We start from the raw sequence: 18,239 nt of genomic DNA on the forward strand, positions 1-18,239 counted from the left end.
TGCAGCATGGAAAGTGCCATGCCAGTTCATATTCCTACCGGCTTCTCCCGCCGGCAACCCGGGTCGTGACAGTGGGCGTCGTCGTTCCGTTCGAAGACAAGCATCCCGAGAAGAATGCGAGCATCGAGAAGCTTGTGTCCCTTGTGGCCTCCGACATGGAACGGGTCAACACGATGATCCTGTCGCGCACGGGATCCGAGGTCACCATGATCCCGGAGGTAGCGAACCACCTCATCTCCTCGGGCGGCAAGCGCCTTCGACCCATGCTGACCCTCGCGACCGCCGGCCTCTCCGGCTATCAGGGCGACGGGCATGTGAAGCTTGCGGCCTCCGTCGAGTTCATGCACACGGCCACCCTACTCCACGATGACGTGGTGGACGAGAGCGATATGCGACGGGGCAAGATCGCCGCCCGAATCAAATGGGGCAACGAGGCGAGCGTGCTCGTCGGCGATTTCCTCCTCGGCCAAGCCTTTCGCATGATGGTGGAGGTGGGCTCGCTCCGCGCCCTCGACATCCTGTCCGCCGCCGCGACCGTGATCGCCGAGGGCGAGGTGATGCAGCTCGCCGCCGCGAAGAACACCGAAACGACGGAAGACGAATATCTCGCGGTGATCAGGGGCAAGACGGCCGAATTGTTTGCCGCCGCCTGCGAGGTCGGCCCCGTCATCGCCGGGCGCCCCAAGGCAGAGCAGGCCGCCTGCCGCTCCTATGGCATGAATCTCGGCATCGCCTTCCAGCTCGTGGATGATGCGCTCGATTACGGCGGCAAGGCTGCGACGCTGGGCAAGAACGTCGGCGACGATTTCCGCGAGGGCAAGATCACCCTTCCCGTCGTCCTCTCCTTCCGCCGTGGCACGGATGAGGAGCGCGCCTTCTGGAAGCGGGCGCTTGAGCAGGGCGAGATTGAGGACGCAGACCTCGAACAGGCCATCGCCATCATGCGCCGCCACCGGGCGCTCGAGGACACGGTCGAGCGCGCCCGCCATTACGGCGCCATGGCCCGCGACGCGCTGGCGCTTTTCCCGTCAGGCCCTATGAAGCAGGCCCTTCTCGACACGGTCGATTTCTGCATTGGCCGTGCTCACTGAGCATAGCTGGCTTGTTCTTTTTACAGAACGAAACGGTTGACGAAAAAATCAAACGGTTTAAAAATAACTCTGCCTTGGGACGGCTTCAGCTGCCTCAAGGCCGCGGTGATTTGAGACGAGCAGCTTGCGCCGCGTGATCAAACGCTAAAGCGCCACGGGCGAATTCCGCCTCGTGGTTCACGAGGATCGACGCGTCATGATGCGCATGTGCCCCATCTCTATCCGATGTCCGCAGTGGCGTGCACCGCTCGGCATGAGCCATCGCATCACCGCCTGAAATCTCAAAACTCCAGCTCGAACAACCTGACCGGCTTCATGTTGAAGCCGCAACGACCTTTGTCTGAAAGAGATCTCCCATGTCCGTTTTCACCCGTCGCACTCTTCTGGCTGTCACTGTCGCTGTCAGCACCACTCTTTCCTTCTCCCTGCCCGTCGCGGCCCAGCAGAACAGCATCAAGGTCGGCGTCATGTCCGGCGCCGAGGAAGAGGTGGCGCAGGTCGTGAAGAAGGTTGCGGCCACAAAGGGACTCACCGTGGACCTCGTACCCTTCTCCGACTATGCCCTCGTCAACGAGGCCCTGGAACGCAAGGACCTCGACGCCAATGCCTTCCAACACAAGCCCTATCTCGATGCGCAGATCGCCGCCCGCGGGTACAAGATCGCGCCCGTCGGCTTTACCTTCGTGCAGCCGATCGGCCTCTACTCCAGGAAGGCGAAATCCGTCGCCGAACTGCCCAAGGGCGCCAAGATCGGTATTCCGAACGACCCGAGCAACGGAGGCCGCGCTCTCAACCTGCTCGCCGCTCAGGGCGTCATCACGATCAAGGATGGCAAAGGCCTGTCGCCGAGCCTCCTCGACATCGCCGAGAACCCAAAGAGCGTGAAGTTTTCCGAACTCGACGCGGCGCAACTGCCGCGCGCGCTGCCCGATCTCGATGCGGCTGTCATCAACACCGACCATGCGCTGAATGCAGGCCTCGACATTCGCCGGGACACCATTGCGACGGAAAAGCGCGAGGGCAATCCTTATGCCAACTTCGTCGCTGCCCGTCAGGGTGACACGCGCCCGGAGATCAAGACCTTCGTGGAATCCTACCAGTCGCCGGAAGTCGCCAAGTTCCTGGAAGAGCGCTTCAAGGGCGCCATCATCCCGGCTTGGTAAGAGGCTTCTTCTCCCCTCCTCCTTGCGGGGAGGGGCAGGGGTGGGGGTGGTCTGACCGGGTGAGCCACCCAACGTGAGAAGCGCTGTTTCAGCCTTCATCCTCTCTAGATCACGCACAGCGCTCCGACTTTGCGACCCCCACCCTTCATCCCTCCCGCAAGGGGAGGGAACCGCGTTTGCACTCTATCGGAGGCTCGTCGCCTTCACCCACCAATCTGGCTTCAGGTGGCGGATCTGCCGCGCGGCCTTGGCAGCCGCTTCGCAATCGTCGTAGAGCCCGAACACCGTCGCGCCCGAGCCGGACATGCGGGCGAGACGGCAGCTGTCCGTCTCGCGCATGAGGCTGAGCGCTTCGCCGATCAGCGGCTGGATCTTGAGCGCGGGCGGCTCAAGATCGTTGCGGGCTTCTCTCAGCATGGCGAGGAGCGCATCCGGTGAGGATGCCTCAGGAGTAGGATGCGCAGCGGCGGTCAACCCCTGCCCTGGCTGCAGGCCGAGAGCCCTGAACACCGTGGGCGTTTCCACCGGCACGCGCGGATTCACCAGCAGGGCGAACAGGCGCGGCAGGTTCAGCCCGGGTCCCACCTCCTCCCCTGCCCCTCGCATCATCCGGGCTCTCGGTTCAAGACACACGGGCACATCGGCTCCGGTGAGGCGGGCTGCCTCCCTCAAGGCCGGATGCGATAACGGGAGGCCGTTGAGCCGTGCTAGGAGCCGTAAGGCTGCTGCCGCATCGGACGACCCGCCACCGATCCCAGCCGCGACCGGCAGGCGCTTCGTCAGATGGAAGGTGCCGACTTTGAGGCGTTCCACGCGCTCCGCCAGAAGGCGTGCCGCCTTCATGACGAGGTTGTCGGCATGGCTCCCAGCGAGAGGTGCTGTCGGGCCGGTAACCTCAAGGGCCAGCTTATCGCCAGGCACGAGCCACAGATCGTCGCCCGTGCCGGCGAAGACCACAAGGCTTTCCAGATCGTGATAGCCGTCGGCCCGGCGCCCGAGCACGTGGAGCGTCAGGTTGATCTTGGCAGGTGCGCGGGTGGCAAGCGGCTGAGGCATGGCGCTTCCATGCCCGAGAGCGGCGCGGTTGGAAAGAGTTGGAGAAAGCTCTCCCACTGTCATTCCGGGGTCGCGCACCGGAGCCCGGAATGACAGCGAAGAGTGAGCTCAAAAACAGACATGGCCGGGGCAAGCCCGGCCATGACGTTGAAATCAGGAGTATAGGAGAGCCTTACCCGCCGTTCTGCTTCGGCGCCTCCGCCTGAGGCGCAGGGGTATTTTCCGCTGCCGCCGGCTTCGGAGCCTCTTCGAGCCCGTTGTCGATCTTCTTGAGGATCTTCACGAGCTCCTCGTGCTCCGGATCGGAATTCTTGGCGTGATCCCATTGGAACTTCGCCTCGAGCTTGCGGCCGACCTTCCAGTAGGCGTCGCCCAAGTGGTCGTTGATGGTGGAGTCGCCCGGCTTCAGCTCAACCGCCTTCTCGAGCTCGCGCACGGCGTCCTCGTAGCGGCCCATGCGGTAATAGGCCCAGCCCAACGAGTCGATGATCATGCCGTCGCGGGGCGCGAGCTCCACGGCCTTCGTAAGCATCTTGAAGGCGTCGTCGATATTCATGTTCTGGTCGACCCAGGAATAGGCGAGATAGTTCATCACCTGGGCCCGGGCGGCATTCAGGTTCTCGGGAACTAGCTCCAGAGCCTTCTTCAGATCGGCCTCGCCCTTGTCCCATTGCTTCGAGCGCTCGTAGGACGAGCCGCGATAAAAGAACAGGATCCAGTGGCCGCGCTCGGGCTGGCCCACGAGGTTGATCGCCTTGGTATAGGTCTCGGCCGCTTCCGCAAACTTCTTGCGCGAACGCTGCACGTTGCCGAGCGCCATGACCACATCCACGTCCTCGGGATGCTCCTTCATGAGCTTGTCGAGATGGGTGATGGCATCCTCGCCGCGGCCCATCAGCTCGTAATTGTGCCCGATGGAAATCTCGGCGCTCGTTCGGATCGGCGAATCCTTCGGGATCCGCGCGAAGATCGCATTGGCATTGTCGTACTGCTTCAGGCGCTCATAAACATCACCGAGGGTGACGAGAGCCAACGGATGATCGGGTTTAAGATCAAGGCCGAGGCGCAGATAGATGATGGCGGTCAGCTCGTCGCCCTGGGAATTGCCCACAACGCCGAGACCGTAGAGCAGCTCCGCCGCGCCATCCTGCGCGCTGTTCACGAGCGGCATGAGGGGCTTGCCCTCATCCAGCGCCTTCATGGCGGCGCGCACGATCGGATGGCGCGGAGCCGCCTCATCGAAGGCCTTGTAGACCTTCAGGGCCTCGTCCTTGCGGCCGCGCTTGGCCAGGAAGCGGCCATAGGCGTCGACCACCTGCAGGGTGTTGCGCTCGCCCTCGTAAGCCGCCTTGAAGCGCTTCTCCGCCTCGGCGGCGTTGCCGGTCACATCAGCGATGAGGGCGGCATGGTACTCGCGGAACTGGTCGAAGGCGCGCTCGTTCTTGAGCTTGTCGACGGTGGCGAGTGCCTGCTTGCCATCCTTGGAACCGGCGAAGGTCCAGGCGGAGAGAAGCGTCGCCGTCAGATCCGCCTGGCGGCCGCGGATGCTCTTGGAGAGCCGGGCCCGGGCATCGGCGTACTTCTGGGTCTTAATGGCGCGGACGCTGAGGGCGAACTGCGCGAGGTTGTTCGATCCATCCTGACCCGAGAGGCGCTCCGCCGCCCGGATCGCGTCCGGCATGGAGCCGTTGGCCAGGAAGGCCACGAAAGCGCGCTCCAGAAGCTCCTGATTGCGGGGATCCTCCTGAATGGCCTGCCGGAAGAAAAGCGTCGCCGCCTCCGTGTCCCGCGCGGACCCCGCCACATAGGCCGAGAGGAAATTGCCCTCGAGGCTCTGGGCCGGCTCCAAGATCTCCTCGGTAGCGTTCGCCACGGCGGCAGGGGCCGCCAGCAGACCGGCAGCCAAGATCAGGGCGGGCAAGCCCTTGCGGGACTTCAGACTTTTCAAGGTGGGCACGAAGCGCGGCTCCAATCATCGCGACATCTCATCAGAGGGAGATGTGCGCCAAATCAGGCCGGAGAATGGCGTCTCCCTCAGAGCGCCGCAAGGGGACAATTGACGCTGGGGCGTAAAAGGCTCGTGAGAGGGACGGCACTGGGGCAGAAAAGGTCAAGCGTCATCCCGCATGAAGCGCAGCGCAGGTCCGGGATCGCCGGACGAGAATGGCTCCCCCACCACCTCTCCCGACGGGAGAGGGAGACCCGCCTTATCCTGCACACGATCCCGGGTCGGCTGCGCCGTCCGGGATGACCAACTGACAGCGACTAAGCTTCACATATTGACGTAGTTCGGCCCGCCGCCGCCCTCGGGCGTGACCCAGTTGATGTTCTGGTTTGGGTCCTTGATGTCGCAGGTTTTGCAGTGGACGCAGTTCTGGGCGTTGATCTGGTAGCGCACGCCCCCCTCTCCATCGACCCATTCATAGACGCCTGCCGGGCAGTAGCGCTGTGAGGGACCGCCGAAGACGTCGTGCTCGGAGGCCTTCTGCAGGTCCATGTCCTTGACCTTGAGATGGACCGGCTGGTCCTCCTCATGGTTGGTGTTGGACAGGAACACTGAGGACAGCTTGTCGAAGGTCAGAACCCCGTCCGGCTTGTCGTACTTGATCGCCTTCACCTGGGAGAGCGGCAGCAGGCACTTATGGTCTGGCTTGCCATGACTCATGGTGCCGAAGGGCGACCAGTTGAAGATCTCGGTCAGCCACATGTCGAGACCGCCGAGCGCCACGCCGGCCGCCGTGCCGTATTTCGACCAGAGCGGCTTCACGTTGCGCACGCGCTTGAGGTCATAGCCGATGGGAGAGGAGCGCCAGGATTCCTCATAAGAAGCGACCTCGTCATGGGCTCGCCCCCCCTGCAGGGCTGCGAACAGATGGTCGGCGCAGAGCATGCCCGAAAGGATGGCGTTGTGGCTACCCTTGATACGCGGGACGTTCACGAAGCCGGCCGAGTCGCCCACGAGGCAGCCGCCCGGGAAGCTCAGGCGCGGCACCGATTGCCAGCCGCCCTCCATAATGGCGCGCGCGCCGTAGCCGATGCGCTTTCCGCCCTCGAACACGTCGCGCACCATCGGGTGAGTCTTGAAGCGCTGGAACTCGTCGAAGGGCGAGAGGGTCGGGTTCTTGTAGTTGAGGTGAACCACGAAGCCGACCGATACGAGGTTGTCGTCGAAATGGTAGAGCCAGGATCCGCCGCCGGAATTGTTCGGCAGTGGCCAGCCCATGGAGTGACGCACGAGGCCCGGCCGGAAATGCTCGGGCTTGACCTGCCACAGCTCCTTGATGCCGATGCCGTATTTCTGGTGATCCTTGCCCGCATTCAGGCCGAAGCGCTCGACCATCTGCTTGGTGAGCGAGCCGCGCGCTCCCTCGCCGAAGATTGTGTACTTGGCACGTAGCTCCATGCCGCGGGTGAAGTTGGCGTTGGGCTCGCCGTTGCGGCTGATGCCCATATCGCCGGTGGCGACGCCCACCACCTTGCCGTCCTCGATCAGCACTTCGGCGGCCGGGAATCCCGGATAGATCTCGACGCCGAGTTCTTCTGCCTTACGGCCGAGATAGCGGGCGACGTTGCCGAGGGAGCCGATATAGTTGCCGTGGTTGTTCATGAGCTTGGGCATGAACACGTTGGGCAGCGTCACGCCGCCGGCATGGCCCAGATACATGAACTCGTCGGCAGTCACTTCCGTCTTGAGCGGCCGGTCCGGATCAGAGCGCCACTCCGGCAGGAGACCGTCGAGGCCTATGGGATCAATCACTGCGCCGGACAGGATGTGCGCGCCGACCTCGGAGCCCTTCTCCACCACGACCACGGAGATGTCCGCCCCTGCATCAGCGGCCCGCTGCTTGAGCCGAATGGCGGTCGCCAAGCCTGCGGGACCCGCGCCCACAACGACGACGTCGAATTCCATCGATTCACGGGCGGGCAGATCGGACATCGAGTTTCCTCCTGGTACGCGGCTTCAGCGATTGAAGACACAGATGGTTTACATATGAACAATCTGTCCGAATTCTCAAGCCATTCTAATCAAGACATTGTCCTAGCTTCATTGAAACAAGGCTGAAAGTTCTCTTTCCGCATAAGGTTATGCAGAAACACAATAATCGCCTCCGCCCTGAGCAACTGGATCGGATCGATCAAGCGGTTGTTCGGCGAGATTGGGAGGTTTACAAGGAAGCATGCAGGACCATCCGTCCAACCATGCGGCGTTCTATACGCTTTTCGAGTCATCCATCGGCCCCTGCGGGCTGGCATGGAACGAGCGTGGCGTGATCGGCTTTCAGCTCCCTGAAGACGATGCCTCAACGACCCGCAGACGCATTGCCAATCGCTTTCCCGGTATTCGCGAGGCTCCGCCGCCCCCGGATATCCAATGCATCATCGCCGATGTGACGGCTCTGCTGCAGGGTGAAGCGCGCGATCTGTCGGCCGTGCCATTGGATATGGCAGAGGTATCGGAGTTCGACCGGCGGGTTTACGAGCTTGCCCGCAGCATCCCTCCTGGCAGGGTTCTGACCTATGGGGAGGTTGCGTCACGGCTTGGCATCAACAACGCCCGGGCCATCGGCCAATCTCTGGGGCGCAATCCCTTTGCCGTCATCGTGCCGTGCCACCGGGTCGTCGCGGCGGACGGCAAGCTGGGGGGCTTTTCGGCCAATGGCGGCCCCACGACCAAGCTCCGGCTCCTTTCGATCGAAGGCGCCAGACGCGACGAGAACCCGACCCTCTTCGACCTGATCTCATAAGGGCTAAGACCACTGGGATTCTTCGCGAATCTGAGTTGTCCACATCCCCCCGGATGCTTACATACGGATCATGCAGGATCTCCCCTCCGACCGCGACGCTCTTCAGGCGCTGCTCGACTTCCATGTCGAAGCAGGGGTCGATCTTGCGCTCGACGAAACCCCTCATAACCGCTTCGCCGAACCCAAGGCCGAGCCCGCTCAGGCCAAGGCTCCTGCGCCCAAAGCAGGCCCTGCTGCCCCGCCGCCCCGCGCCCTGCCAAAGGCCGCCGCTGCCGCCCCCGAGGAGGTCGCCGGAATGGCGCGCGAGCAGGCGCGCCACGCGCAATCGCTGGAGGAGCTTGAGGCGATCCTGGCGGGCTTCGACGGCTGCGCCCTGAAGTTCTCCGCCAAGAACCTTGCCTTCGCGGACGGCAACCCGGAGGGCCGGGTCATGCTGGTAGGCGAAGCTCCCGGTGCGGATGAGGACCGGATCGGCAAGCCCTTCATGGGCCGCTCCGGCCAGCTGCTCGACCGGATGCTCGCCACCATCGGGCTCGACCGTTCCCAGGTCTATGTGGCCAACATCGTGCCCTGGCGTCCGCCGGGCAACCGCACCCCGACGCCCCAGGAAATCGCGATCTGCAAGCCTTTCATTGCGCGGCAGATCGAGCTGGCGTCACCCGAATTCCTGCTCTGCCTCGGCGGCCCTGCGGCCCAGAACCTGCTCGGCATCAAGGACGGCATCCTGCGCACCCGCGGCCGCTGGTTCACCTACAAGGCAGAGGACGGACGCGAGATCAAGGCCCTGCCGACCCTCCACCCGGCCTATCTCCTGCGCCAGCCCTTGCAGAAGCGCCTCGGCTGGCGCGATTTTCAGGCCCTGCGGCGGGCCCTGGACGGTCGCGAGTAAGGCGTCCGTTCGGAACCGGTTCATATGCTTAAGCCTTAAGTTCCTGCAGTGACCTGTACTGCGGCTGGAAGGTGAACGATGCGCTGGCAAGACTTTCGAACCTCGTCCAATGTGGAAGACCGTCGCGGCATGGGCATGGCGGGCGGCGGGGGCCTCGGAATAGGCGCTATGGTGATTCTCGGCCTTGTCGGCTGGGCTCTGGGCATCGATCCCCGCATCCTGATCGGCGGCGCCGAGATGATGACAGGCGGCGGCTCGGGCTACCAGCAGCAACAGGGCCGGCAGGGCGCGCCGCAGGACGAGGCCGGGCGCTTCGCTTCTGCCATTCTCGGCAATACCGAAGACGTGTGGAACACGGTTCTGCCCCAGCAGGCCAATCGCCAGTACCAAGCGCCTAAGCTGGTGCTGTTCTCCGGCCAGACCCGCTCAGGCTGTGGGGGCGCGCAATCGGCCATGGGGCCGTTCTACTGCCCGCTCGACCAGACCGTTTACATCGATCTCTCCTTCTTCCAGGAAATGCAGCAACGCTTCCGCGCTGGCGGCGACTTCGCCTATGCCTATGTGCTCGCCCACGAGGTCGGCCATCATGTGGAAAACCAGCTCGGCATTCTCCCGCGGGTTCAGGAGCGTCAGCAGCAGGTCAGCAAAGCAGAAGGCAACCAGCTCTCCGTGCGTGTCGAGCTGATGGCCGATTGCCTCGCTGGCGTCTGGGCGCACCATTCCGACCAGCGTTGGAAGTCGCTCGAGCAGGGCGATATCCAGGAGGCCATTCGCGCAGCGGAAGCCATCGGCGATGACCGGCTTCAGAAGCAGTCTCAAGGCCGCGTCGTGCCCGACAGCTTCACCCATGGCTCCTCCGAACAGCGCATGCGCTGGCTGACGACCGGCTTGAAAAGTGGGACGATCCAATCCTGCGACACCTTCCGGGCAAGCCAGCTTTAAGCTCAGCCGAAAAACGTCATCCCGGACGGCGGACGCCGATCCGGGATCGCATCCAGATCAGGCGCTATTCTCGTCATTCGATCCTGGATCTTCGCTGCGCTCCAACCGCGGTAACACCGGTGGCAAGGGGGCTCTCCTCTAGGCTACAAACACGTCGATTACGCGAGAAGCCTTTCATGCCTGACATCGACGATACCCTCCCCTTCGTGCCTCTCAGCATCGCCGTGCTGACCGTATCCGATACCCGCTCCCTTGATGAGGACAAGTCCGGCTCCACGCTGGCGGAGCGGCTCATAAAGGTGGGGCATAAGCTTGCCGACCGTGCCATCGTGACGGACGACGTGGAGGCGATCCGCGGCAAGGTGCAGGGTTGGGTCGACGATCCCACCATCGACGTGGTTATCACCACGGGCGGCACTGGCTTCACCGGACGCGACGTGACGCCGGAAGCGATCGAGCCGCTGTTCGACAAGCGGATGGAGGGATTTTCCGCCGTTTTCCACCGCATCTCCTACGACAAGATCGGCACTTCGACGATCCAGTCGCGGGCCACCGCCGGCGTGATCGGCACGACCTTCGTGTTCGTGCTGCCGGGCTCGCCCGGTGCGTGCAAGGACGCCTGGGACGGCATCCTGGCTAACCAGCTCGATTACCGGCACCGGCCATGCAACTTCGTCGAGATCATGCCGCGCCTCGACGAGCACCTGAAGCGGGGCAAGCTGAAAACCTGAGAACGCGGGCTCTCAACGTCATACCAGCGAAACGGTCTCCGCGACTATGGAGTCGAGGACGAGGTCGTCGCAAGCTCCCATTAGCCAGAGATGATCCACGGTGACTTGCAGGATCGTGCGATCCCACCAGCGCTCAATCAGGGATGCGAGCGCCGCCGTCTCCTCGGCATCGAGATCGTCTGTCAGATTGTAGACGCCGACGACATAAAGATCGGTCTCGCGGCAGCTCAGAGCGCGCTGAATGTGCCGGAAGACATTCTCGCCCTTTCGGCTTTCAGGATAGGCGCGAAGGTAGAGCCTGCCGCGATTGACGCTGCCGGAGAACAGCCCGCGCAATTCGACATGAATGGGTCCGACTCCGGCCAGTTCCTGCCGCTGCATTCGATCAATCACGGGCGGCTCTCCGCTTGAGAGCGAGCCGCAGATCGTTGCATGCAGCTTGTCCTTGCGCCTGTCGAGCAGATCCCAGGCGATCTTGGGGGCAAACGGCGCCACTCTCAGGGCTTCGTTCAGCGCGCGATAGGCCGGTGACCGATGCAGCAGGTCGCCGGAGATCGGCAGCACGAGCGAGAACACCCTCTCATGCCGGCCCATCACATAAGACGAGCCGTCCCGCATCCTGATCACACGCGGATGATCCGGTGCCACGAGCGGCAGATGCGCGAGTCGGTAGGTCTCATCGAGGATGAGCCTTTCGCCAGAGATAAAACGCGTTCGGCTGCGCTCGTAGCCGAGTTCGGAATCCTGGCAGAACACGTGTGCAGGCGGAAAATCGTTCATGGATGGCTCAACCGAAGACAGGATCGCGCTCGATGGTGGCGGAGAGCCGCACGGGCATGCGGGCTCTCACCTCGTTCAGCAGCACCCGGCGGTGAACCAGATCGCCGGCGCGCACCTTCACATCCGCAAACAGATTGGTGAGAGCACGCGCCACTCCGGCCCGCCGACGCCGCATCCGCGCCAACCCCTGTTCGGGCTTCGACAAGGCCACGAACCGGTCGAGCACCCGGATCCAACCCTCCTGCGGGATGTCGCCGTCATCGAGGCACAGCAGCCAGTCGCGCCGCGCGGCTCGCGCGCCTTCCATCCAGGAGCCGCGCTCGGCCACCACCAGAGTCGCGCCGGCAGCATCCGCCACCTTCATCAAAGTATCGTCCTGCTTGTCCGTCAGGATCACGGCGTCGCCGACCAGACCTTCGGCTACAGCGGGAACGAGGGCACTCAAGGTGGCAGCCAGAGCCTCGGGCCCATGGGTCACGCGTACGAGAACAGTAATCATATGAACACTATAGCGCTTCCCTGTCGGTCCGTCGCCAGGACATTTCTGCCGATCCCATCTTGATTTTGTTCCTGTTTTGTTCTTAAGCTTGCGGCTTCCGAAATCAGATTCGCCCGAGGCTGCTATGACTGCTCGCGCCAAGGATCAGGCTCATGATCCTGCCCGTTCCAGGCCCGTGAAGCGCACGCCCCTGGAGGCGGCAGAGGCGGCCCGGCGGCGCATGGACGATCCGGCCTACCGGGTCGAGGTGGATCGCCGCCGCGGCCGCGGCGCTTCGGCCAACCCGTCGGGTCGCTACGAGCCGGCGCAGCGCGAGGCCTTCGACGACGGCTGGGAAATGGACGAGGAGCTGCCGACCCTTCCCACCGAGGTGATCGTCGAGAAGGCGCGCACCATCGTCACCAAGAACGATTCGCCCGATATCCTCTTCGAGAAGTCGATCAATCCTTATCGCGGCTGCGAGCACGGCTGCTCCTATTGCTTCGCCAGGCCCACCCATGCCTATCAGGGCTTGTCCTCCGGCCTCGACTTCGAGACCAAGATCTTCGCCAAGCCTAACGCAGCGGAGCTTCTGGAGAAGGAGCTGCAATCTCCCAAGTACCAGCCAACTCCCATCGCGCTCGGCTCCAACACCGATCCGTATCAGCCGGTGGAGCGGCGCTTCCGCATCACACGCTCCATCCTAGAAGTGCTGAACCGGATGAACCACCCGGTCGCCATCGTCACCAAGTCGGCCCTCGTCACCCGCGACATCGATATTCTCGGCCCCATGGCCGAGCGGCAGCTTGCCAAGGTGGCGATCTCCGTCACGACCCTGGACCCGAAGCTCGCCCGCCGCATGGAGCCCCGCGCGGCCACGCCCGCCAAGCGGCTTGAGACGATCAGCCGGCTCACCGAGGCTGGCATTCCCGTGTCGGTGCTGGTCGCGCCCATCATACCGGCCATCAACGATCACGAGATCGAAGCCATCCTGAAGGCCTGCGCCGAGGCTGGCGCGCAGGAGGCCGGCTACGTGCTCCTGCGCCTGCCGCACGACCTCAAGGATCTGATGCGCGATTGGCTCGTCGATCATTATCCGAACAAGCTCAATCACGTCTTCACGTTGCTGCAGGAGGCCCGTGGCGGCAAGGATTACGATGCCAACTGGAGCACCCGCCAATCCGGCGTTGGTCCCTATGCCTGGATGCTCGGACGGCGATTCGAGACCACGGCCGAGCGGCTCGGGCTCAACAAGCGCAACCTGCGCCTGCGCACGGACCTGTTCAAGGTGCCGCCGAAGGAGACGGGGCAGCTGAGCTTGTTTTGACGGCTCGCTTTAAGGGTCATCCCGGACGACACCTAAGGCTGCGACTCTCGTGAACGCCCATCAGGGATGACAAAGCGGCCGGCTTCCCGCTTTCATCCCCTCCATGACAGCCGTGATTCGCCCCTCCAAATCCTCCGGCCTCGGCCTTGCTCGCGAGCTCTCCGCCCGCGCCGCCGGCTATACCTGCATTGCCGGCCTCGACGAGGTCGGGCGCGGGCCGCTGGCCGGGCCGGTGGTGTCGGCGGCCGTGGTGCTCGATCTCGACAACGTTCCTCAAGGGCTGGCCGATTCGAAGGCCCTCACGGCGGCCAAGCGCGAGGCGCTGTTCACGGAGATCCTGGCAACGTCACGTGTGGGCATCGCCTCCGTGTCACATCAGGAGATCGACACGATCAACATCCGGCAGGCTTCGCTGCTTGCCATGTGCCGGGCGCTGGCCGCACTCCCCTGCCAGCCGGATATCGCCTTCGTCGACGGCAACGATCCCCCCGCCCTACCCTGCGCCGCAGAAGCAGTCATCAAGGGTGATTCGAGCATCGCGTCGATCGCCGCGGCCTCCATTGTCGCGAAAGTCGTCCGCGACCGCATGATGGCGCGGCTGGGGAACGCTTATCCTGCTTATGGTTTTGCCAGCAACGCGGGCTACAGCACCAAAGCGCATCTCACGGCGGTCGCGAGCGAGGGTCCCTGCCCGTTCCATCGCATGAGTTTCTCGCCCCTGCGCCAAGGGTTACCGGACCTGTAACCTCCCTTAACTTTGATTAACTAAAAAGATCAATAATTTCAAAGCGTAGGCAAGATTTGCCGATCCAAAATATTTGGATTTCATCGCGTTTGGAAACCTCCTCTTTACCCTATCGCCTCATGATCCTGAGTGTCAGTTGCGTAACCGGTGATCACCCATGGGTACCTCGCGTACCGGGGCTGCCGGCGCCGCCTCCCGGATCCATGTCTCGCGTACCGGGCGGTCTGCGCCGGCACCTCGGACGGGGCGTAAAACGCCCCTCTCCGTTCTGCCGCCTTCTCTTCCTCTCAATGAGATCCTTCTCGGCGATTGCATTGCCAATCTTGAGAAGCTTCCCCCTGAGAGCGTGGACGTGGTCTTCGCGGATCCGCCCTACAATCTCCAGCTCGAACAGGCGCTCACGCGCCCGGACCAGAGCCTCGTCGACGCCGTCGACGACGACTGGGACAAGTTCGCGAGCTTTGCCGATTACGACGCGTTCACCCGCGCCTGGCTCTTGGCCGTGCGCCGCGTGATGAAGAAGAACGCGACGCTGTGGGTCATTGGCTCCTATCACAACATCTTCCGGGTGGGCTCGGCCCTGCAGGATCTGAACTTCTGGATCCTCAACGACATCGTGTGGCGCAAGGCCAACCCGATGCCGAACTTCAAGGGCCGCCGTTTCACCAACGCGCACGAGACCATGATCTGGGCCTCAAAGAGCGCAGAGTCGAAGGGCTACACCTTCCACTACGATGCGCTGAAGGCCGGTAACGAAGACGTGCAGGCGCGCTCGGACTGGTTCATACCGCTTTGCACCGGCGACGAGCGCCTGAAGGACGAGAGCGGCCGCAAGGTCCACCCGACCCAGAAGCCGGAAGCCCTGCTCGCCCGGATCCTGCTCTCATCGTCCAATCCCGGCGACGTGGTACTCGATCCCTTCTTCGGCTCCGGCACCACCGGCGCCGTCGCCAAGATGCTCGGCCGCAACTTCATCGGCCTCGAGCGCGATTCGACCTACGCCAAGGCGGCCCGCAAGCGGATCGACGCGGTGGAGCCACTCTCCGACGTTTCGATTGCAGCCGCCCCAGAGAAGCGCACGGAAGTGCGCGTACCGTTCCTGTCCATCATCGAGGCCGGCCACGTAAAGGCCGGCGAGACCCTGGTGGACGAGCGGCGCCGCCACAAGGCGGTGGTGCGCGCCGATGGGACGCTCGCGCTCGGCGCCATTGTCGGGTCGATCCACAAGATCGGCGCGCTCACGCAAGGCTTCCCGTCCTGCAACGGCTGGACCTTCTGGAACGTGGAGCGGGGCGGCAAGCTGGTCTCAATCGACGAGTTCCGCGCCAAGGTTCGAGCGGAAATCGCCGCCTGAGGCTTGACTGCGACATCGCAAATCCGTGATAGGGCCAGCCATGTGCTGGCCCTTTTCGTTTCCCGCACTAAGCTTTCCGTCACAGAGGCGTCATCCAACACCGCTAGCGCGGGGGGAGCCTTACCAAAAGCGAGGACCTGCCCCGTGTCCATGAAGCGGATTTTTCTTCCCCTGCTCGCCATTCTCGTGCCTGCCTTCGCGCAGGCGCAAGGTCTTTCCGGCAATCTGGTGCTCTATACGAGCCAGCCCAACACCGACGCGCAGCAGACCATAGACGCCTTCAAGGCGAAGCATCCTGGCGTGAACGTCACCTTCGTGCGCGACGGGACCCCGAAGATCCTTGCCAAGCTGAGCGCCGAGTTCGAGGCAGGCCAACCCCAGGCCGACGTGCTGCTGATTGCCGACAGCGTCACCATGGAAGGGCTCAAGAAGGAAGGCCGTCTCCTCGCGCATGACAAGGCAGACCTCTCGGCCTATCCCGCCGGCACGCACGACCCACAAAAATTCTGGTTCGCCACCAAGCTGATCACCACGGGCATCGCCTATAACACCAAGGCGTCCTTCAAGCCGAGGTCATGGGCGGATCTCACCAAGCCTGAGGTCAAGGGCCAGCTCGTCATGCCGAGCCCCCTAACCTCGGGCGCGGCTCTCATCCATGCGGCGACGCTCACCGGCAATATCGAAGACGGCTGGAAGTACTACGAAGCGCTGAAGGAGAACGACGCAGTGGCTGGCGGCGGCAACGGCGACGTGCTCAAGCAGGTGGCCGGCGGCCAGAAGCTCTACGGCGTCATCGTCGATTACATGCCGATCCGCGAGAAGGCCAAGGGTGCACCCATCGAGTTCGTGTTTCCGAAGGAAGGCGTCTCGGCCGTGTCCGAGCCTGTCGCCATCCTCAAGACCACGAAGAACGCTGACGCCGCGCGCGCCTTCGTCGATTTCCTGCTCTCGAAAGAAGGCCAGGAATTGGCGCTGAAGCAGGGCTACATCGCTGCCCACCCGGCTGTCGCGCTGCCGGCCGGCTATCCGTCCCGCGAGCAAATCAGGGTCATGGGCTTCGACGCCGCCAAGGCGCTGGCCGATGAGACCGAAAACAAGGCGACCTTCGCCGACATCTTCGGTCAGTGAGACATCGCACGCACGGCAAGTCGTTCCTGGAGCGAGGAGGTCTCAGCCTTCTCGCTCCCATCGCTTTGGCCGTCTTGATCTTCGACGTGCTGCCTGCCGGTCGCCTGCTGCTGACGGCTCTGGCGCCCGGCGGTGTGTTCGATCCTGACAAGGCGGTCTCGGCGCTCGCCAGCCGTTCGGCCATCCGCGCTACCTGGGCGACGCTGGAAACCGCCTTCTTCTCCACCCTGCTGGCGCTGCCCCTCGGCACGCTCATGGCTCTGATGCTCGGCATCACCGACATGCGTGGGCGCCGGGTCGCGTCGTTCCTGTTCGTCCTGTCGCTGATGATCTCGCCGCAGGTGATCGCGCTCGCCTTCCTGCATCTTGCAGGCCCGGCCTCCCCGATCCTCAACACCCTCGGACTCGCGCCTGAGGCAGGGAGCGCAAATCCGATGCTCGGGCGTCTCGGCATCATTCTCGTATTGGGTCTGCACCACGCGCCTCTCGTCTATGTGATCATGAGCGCGGGGCTGAAGCGCATTCCGCTCGCGGTCGTCGAAGCCGCACGCATAGATGGATCGCTGCCGCTCAAGGTCGTGACCGACCACCTCCTGCCGCTGCTGCAGCCGCATATCATGAGCGCAGGCCTGCTCGCCTTCGTGGCCGGCATCGGCAATTTCGGCATCCCGGCGCTGCTTGGTGCACCCGTGAATTATCTCACCCTGCCCGTTCTCATCTATCGCCGTCTGTCGAGTTTCGGCACCGGCGTCCTCGGCGACGTGGCGGCGCTCGGCCTTCTCGTGGCGGTCATCGCCATCCTATGCGTGGCGGCAAGCCAATTCCTGACCCGCCGGGGCGATGTGCTCCTGGACGAAGATGCCCCGCTCCAGCCGTTCTGGATGCTCGGACGCGCCGGCGTAATCGCGGAAACCTTCATCATTGCTGTGATCGCCATCACGCTGGTGCTGCCGATGCTGTCGCTCCTGGCTGCCGCCCTCGTGCCGTCCTACGGCATGCCGCTGACGCTCTCATCGATCACCCTTGACAATTTCGTTGAAGTGGTGGCCCGGCAGGAGGTCACCATCAGGGCCTTCCTGAATTCCCTGCTTTTCGCAGGCGGTGCGGGGTGCCTGCTCGCCTTCTTTGCGGTCCCTATGGCCTATGGCTTGGTGAGATTGATGGGGCCTGCAAGGTTCCCGGCTATCGCCCTCCTCGAGATCTCCTATGTGCTGCCCGGCATCGTGCTGGCGATTGCGTGCATCCTGCTGTTTCTGAAGCCGCTGCCGCTCATCGGTGTGTCGCTCTATGCCACGCCCTGGATCATCGTCTTTGCCTATCTCGCCCGCTTTCTGCCAGTGGTGCTCAAGCCTGCGCTCGCCGGCATGGCTCAGGTCGACATGGCACAGGAGGAGGCCGCTGCGCTCGACGGCGCACGCCTCATGCGTCGGCTCATGGACGTCATCCTGCCCTCGCTGCTTCCCGCTGCCGTGGCAGGCGGCCTGATGGCCTTCCTGCTCGCCTTCAGCGAGCTCACCGTCTCGGCCCTGCTCTGGTCGGCCGGCACGGAGACCATAGGGGTGGTGCTCTACAATCTCGAAGAAGCGGGCCTCGCGAGCCAGGCCTCGGCGGTTGCCATCGTCATCGTTGCGGTCGTGACTGCCGCGATGCTCGCGCTGAATGCATTGAGCCGATATCTCCCGGTGGGAACTCTCCCCTGGGATTGTTCCACGGAGGGAGCGGCACGCGCCACCCGTAAGCCGGATGGCGCAGTTCCTCGTGCAAGGTCCGTTGGACAGATCGAGCCAAGACCTGCTTTGAGTGCCTGATA

General features: G+C 63.5%; 16 protein-coding genes. 11 read left to right on the forward strand and 5 right to left on the reverse strand.

All coding sequences use genetic code 11. The features are described 5' to 3' along the window. Nucleotides 1–71: 71 nt before the first annotated feature. Both I2H36_RS05415 and I2H36_RS05420 read left to right on the forward strand, forming a co-directional pair. Nucleotides 72–1,091, forward strand: a complete 1,020-nt coding sequence (locus I2H36_RS05415) for a polyprenyl synthetase family protein (RefSeq protein WP_196263158.1) — start codon at nt 72–74, stop codon at nt 1,089–1,091. 356 nt (nt 1,092–1,447) lie between these two features. Then, on the forward strand, nt 1,448–2,254 hold the full coding sequence (locus tag I2H36_RS05420) for a MetQ/NlpA family ABC transporter substrate-binding protein (protein ID WP_196262846.1): 807 nt from the start codon (nt 1,448–1,450) through the stop codon (nt 2,252–2,254). A 183-nt stretch (nt 2,255–2,437) separates the two neighbouring features. Here the strand turns inward: I2H36_RS05420 and I2H36_RS05425 are convergent, their stop codons facing one another. From I2H36_RS05425 to I2H36_RS05435, 3 genes are all read right to left on the reverse strand, one after another. Beyond that, nucleotides 2,438–3,310, reverse strand: a complete 873-nt coding sequence (locus I2H36_RS05425) for a 4-(cytidine 5'-diphospho)-2-C-methyl-D-erythritol kinase (protein WP_196262847.1) — start codon at nt 3,308–3,310, stop codon at nt 2,438–2,440. 172 nt (nt 3,311–3,482) lie between these two features. Next, entirely contained in the window at nt 3,483–5,267 is a 1,785-nt protein-coding gene (locus tag I2H36_RS05430) for a tetratricopeptide repeat protein (RefSeq protein WP_196262848.1), read from the reverse strand. 315 nt (nt 5,268–5,582) lie between these two features. Continuing rightward, the gene (locus tag I2H36_RS05435; protein ID WP_196262849.1) at nt 5,583–7,247 is read right to left on the reverse strand and encodes an electron transfer flavoprotein-ubiquinone oxidoreductase; all 1,665 of its coding nucleotides are present in this window, start codon (nt 7,245–7,247) and stop codon (nt 5,583–5,585) included. Between the two features lie 241 nt (nt 7,248–7,488). Between I2H36_RS05435 and I2H36_RS05440 the strand changes: the two genes are divergently transcribed. The 4 genes from I2H36_RS05440 (at nt 7,489) to moaB (ending at nt 10,617) form a co-directional block, all read left to right on the forward strand. Then, entirely contained in the window at nt 7,489–8,055 is a 567-nt protein-coding gene (locus tag I2H36_RS05440; RefSeq protein ID WP_196262850.1) for a methylated-DNA--[protein]-cysteine S-methyltransferase, read from the forward strand. A 70-nt stretch (nt 8,056–8,125) separates the two neighbouring features. Then, the gene (locus I2H36_RS05445) at nt 8,126–8,944 is read left to right on the forward strand and encodes a uracil-DNA glycosylase (RefSeq protein ID WP_196262851.1); all 819 of its coding nucleotides are present in this window, start codon (nt 8,126–8,128) and stop codon (nt 8,942–8,944) included. Nucleotides 8,945–9,022: 78 nt separating this feature from the next. Further along, nucleotides 9,023–9,886 (forward strand): KPN_02809 family neutral zinc metallopeptidase, encoded by an 864-nt coding sequence (gene ypfJ, locus I2H36_RS05450; protein WP_196262852.1) that lies wholly within the window; start codon nt 9,023–9,025, stop codon nt 9,884–9,886. 176 nt (nt 9,887–10,062) lie between these two features. Continuing rightward, a complete protein-coding gene (moaB, locus tag I2H36_RS05455) occupies nt 10,063–10,617 on the forward strand; it encodes a molybdenum cofactor biosynthesis protein B (RefSeq protein WP_196262853.1) in 555 nt (184 codons plus the stop codon). Nucleotides 10,618–10,635: 18 nt separating this feature from the next. Here the strand turns inward: moaB and I2H36_RS05460 are convergent, their stop codons facing one another. Both I2H36_RS05460 and I2H36_RS05465 read right to left on the reverse strand, forming a co-directional pair. Next, the gene (locus I2H36_RS05460; RefSeq protein ID WP_196262854.1) at nt 10,636–11,397 is read right to left on the reverse strand and encodes a hypothetical protein; all 762 of its coding nucleotides are present in this window, start codon (nt 11,395–11,397) and stop codon (nt 10,636–10,638) included. Nucleotides 11,398–11,404: 7 nt separating this feature from the next. Next, nucleotides 11,405–11,896: a glycosyltransferase family 2 protein gene (locus I2H36_RS05465; protein WP_196262855.1), complete on the reverse strand. Its 492-nt coding sequence runs from the start codon at nt 11,894–11,896 to the stop codon at nt 11,405–11,407. A gap of 124 nt (nt 11,897–12,020) precedes the next feature. Here I2H36_RS05465 and I2H36_RS05470 point away from each other — a divergent pair, with 124 nt between their 5' ends. The 5 genes from I2H36_RS05470 to I2H36_RS05490 all read left to right on the forward strand — a co-directional run bounded on the left by I2H36_RS05470 (nt 12,021) and on the right by I2H36_RS05490 (nt 18,237). After that, nucleotides 12,021–13,202 carry a PA0069 family radical SAM protein gene (locus tag I2H36_RS05470; RefSeq protein WP_196262856.1) on the forward strand — a complete coding sequence of 394 codons (1,182 nt, stop codon included), beginning with the start codon at nt 12,021–12,023 and terminating at the stop codon, nt 13,200–13,202. A 103-nt stretch (nt 13,203–13,305) separates the two neighbouring features. Beyond that, entirely contained in the window at nt 13,306–13,947 is a 642-nt protein-coding gene (locus I2H36_RS05475) for a ribonuclease HII (protein ID WP_196262857.1), read from the forward strand. 157 nt (nt 13,948–14,104) lie between these two features. After that, nucleotides 14,105–15,301, forward strand: a complete 1,197-nt coding sequence (locus tag I2H36_RS05480) for a site-specific DNA-methyltransferase (RefSeq protein WP_246718666.1) — start codon at nt 14,105–14,107, stop codon at nt 15,299–15,301. A 150-nt stretch (nt 15,302–15,451) separates the two neighbouring features. Continuing rightward, nucleotides 15,452–16,429, forward strand: coding sequence for an ABC transporter substrate-binding protein (locus tag I2H36_RS05485; RefSeq protein WP_196262858.1), 978 nt, complete (start codon nt 15,452–15,454; stop codon nt 16,427–16,429). Next, nucleotides 16,426–18,237, forward strand: coding sequence for an ABC transporter permease subunit (locus tag I2H36_RS05490; protein WP_196262859.1), 1,812 nt, complete (start codon nt 16,426–16,428; stop codon nt 18,235–18,237). The genes I2H36_RS05485 and I2H36_RS05490 overlap by 4 nt, the downstream gene beginning before the upstream one ends. Nucleotides 18,238–18,239 lie beyond the last annotated feature (2 nt).

Origin of the sequence: Microvirga terrestris (assembly GCF_015694425.1) — a bacterium.
Lineage (GTDB): Bacteria > Pseudomonadota > Alphaproteobacteria > Rhizobiales > Beijerinckiaceae > Microvirga > Microvirga terrestris.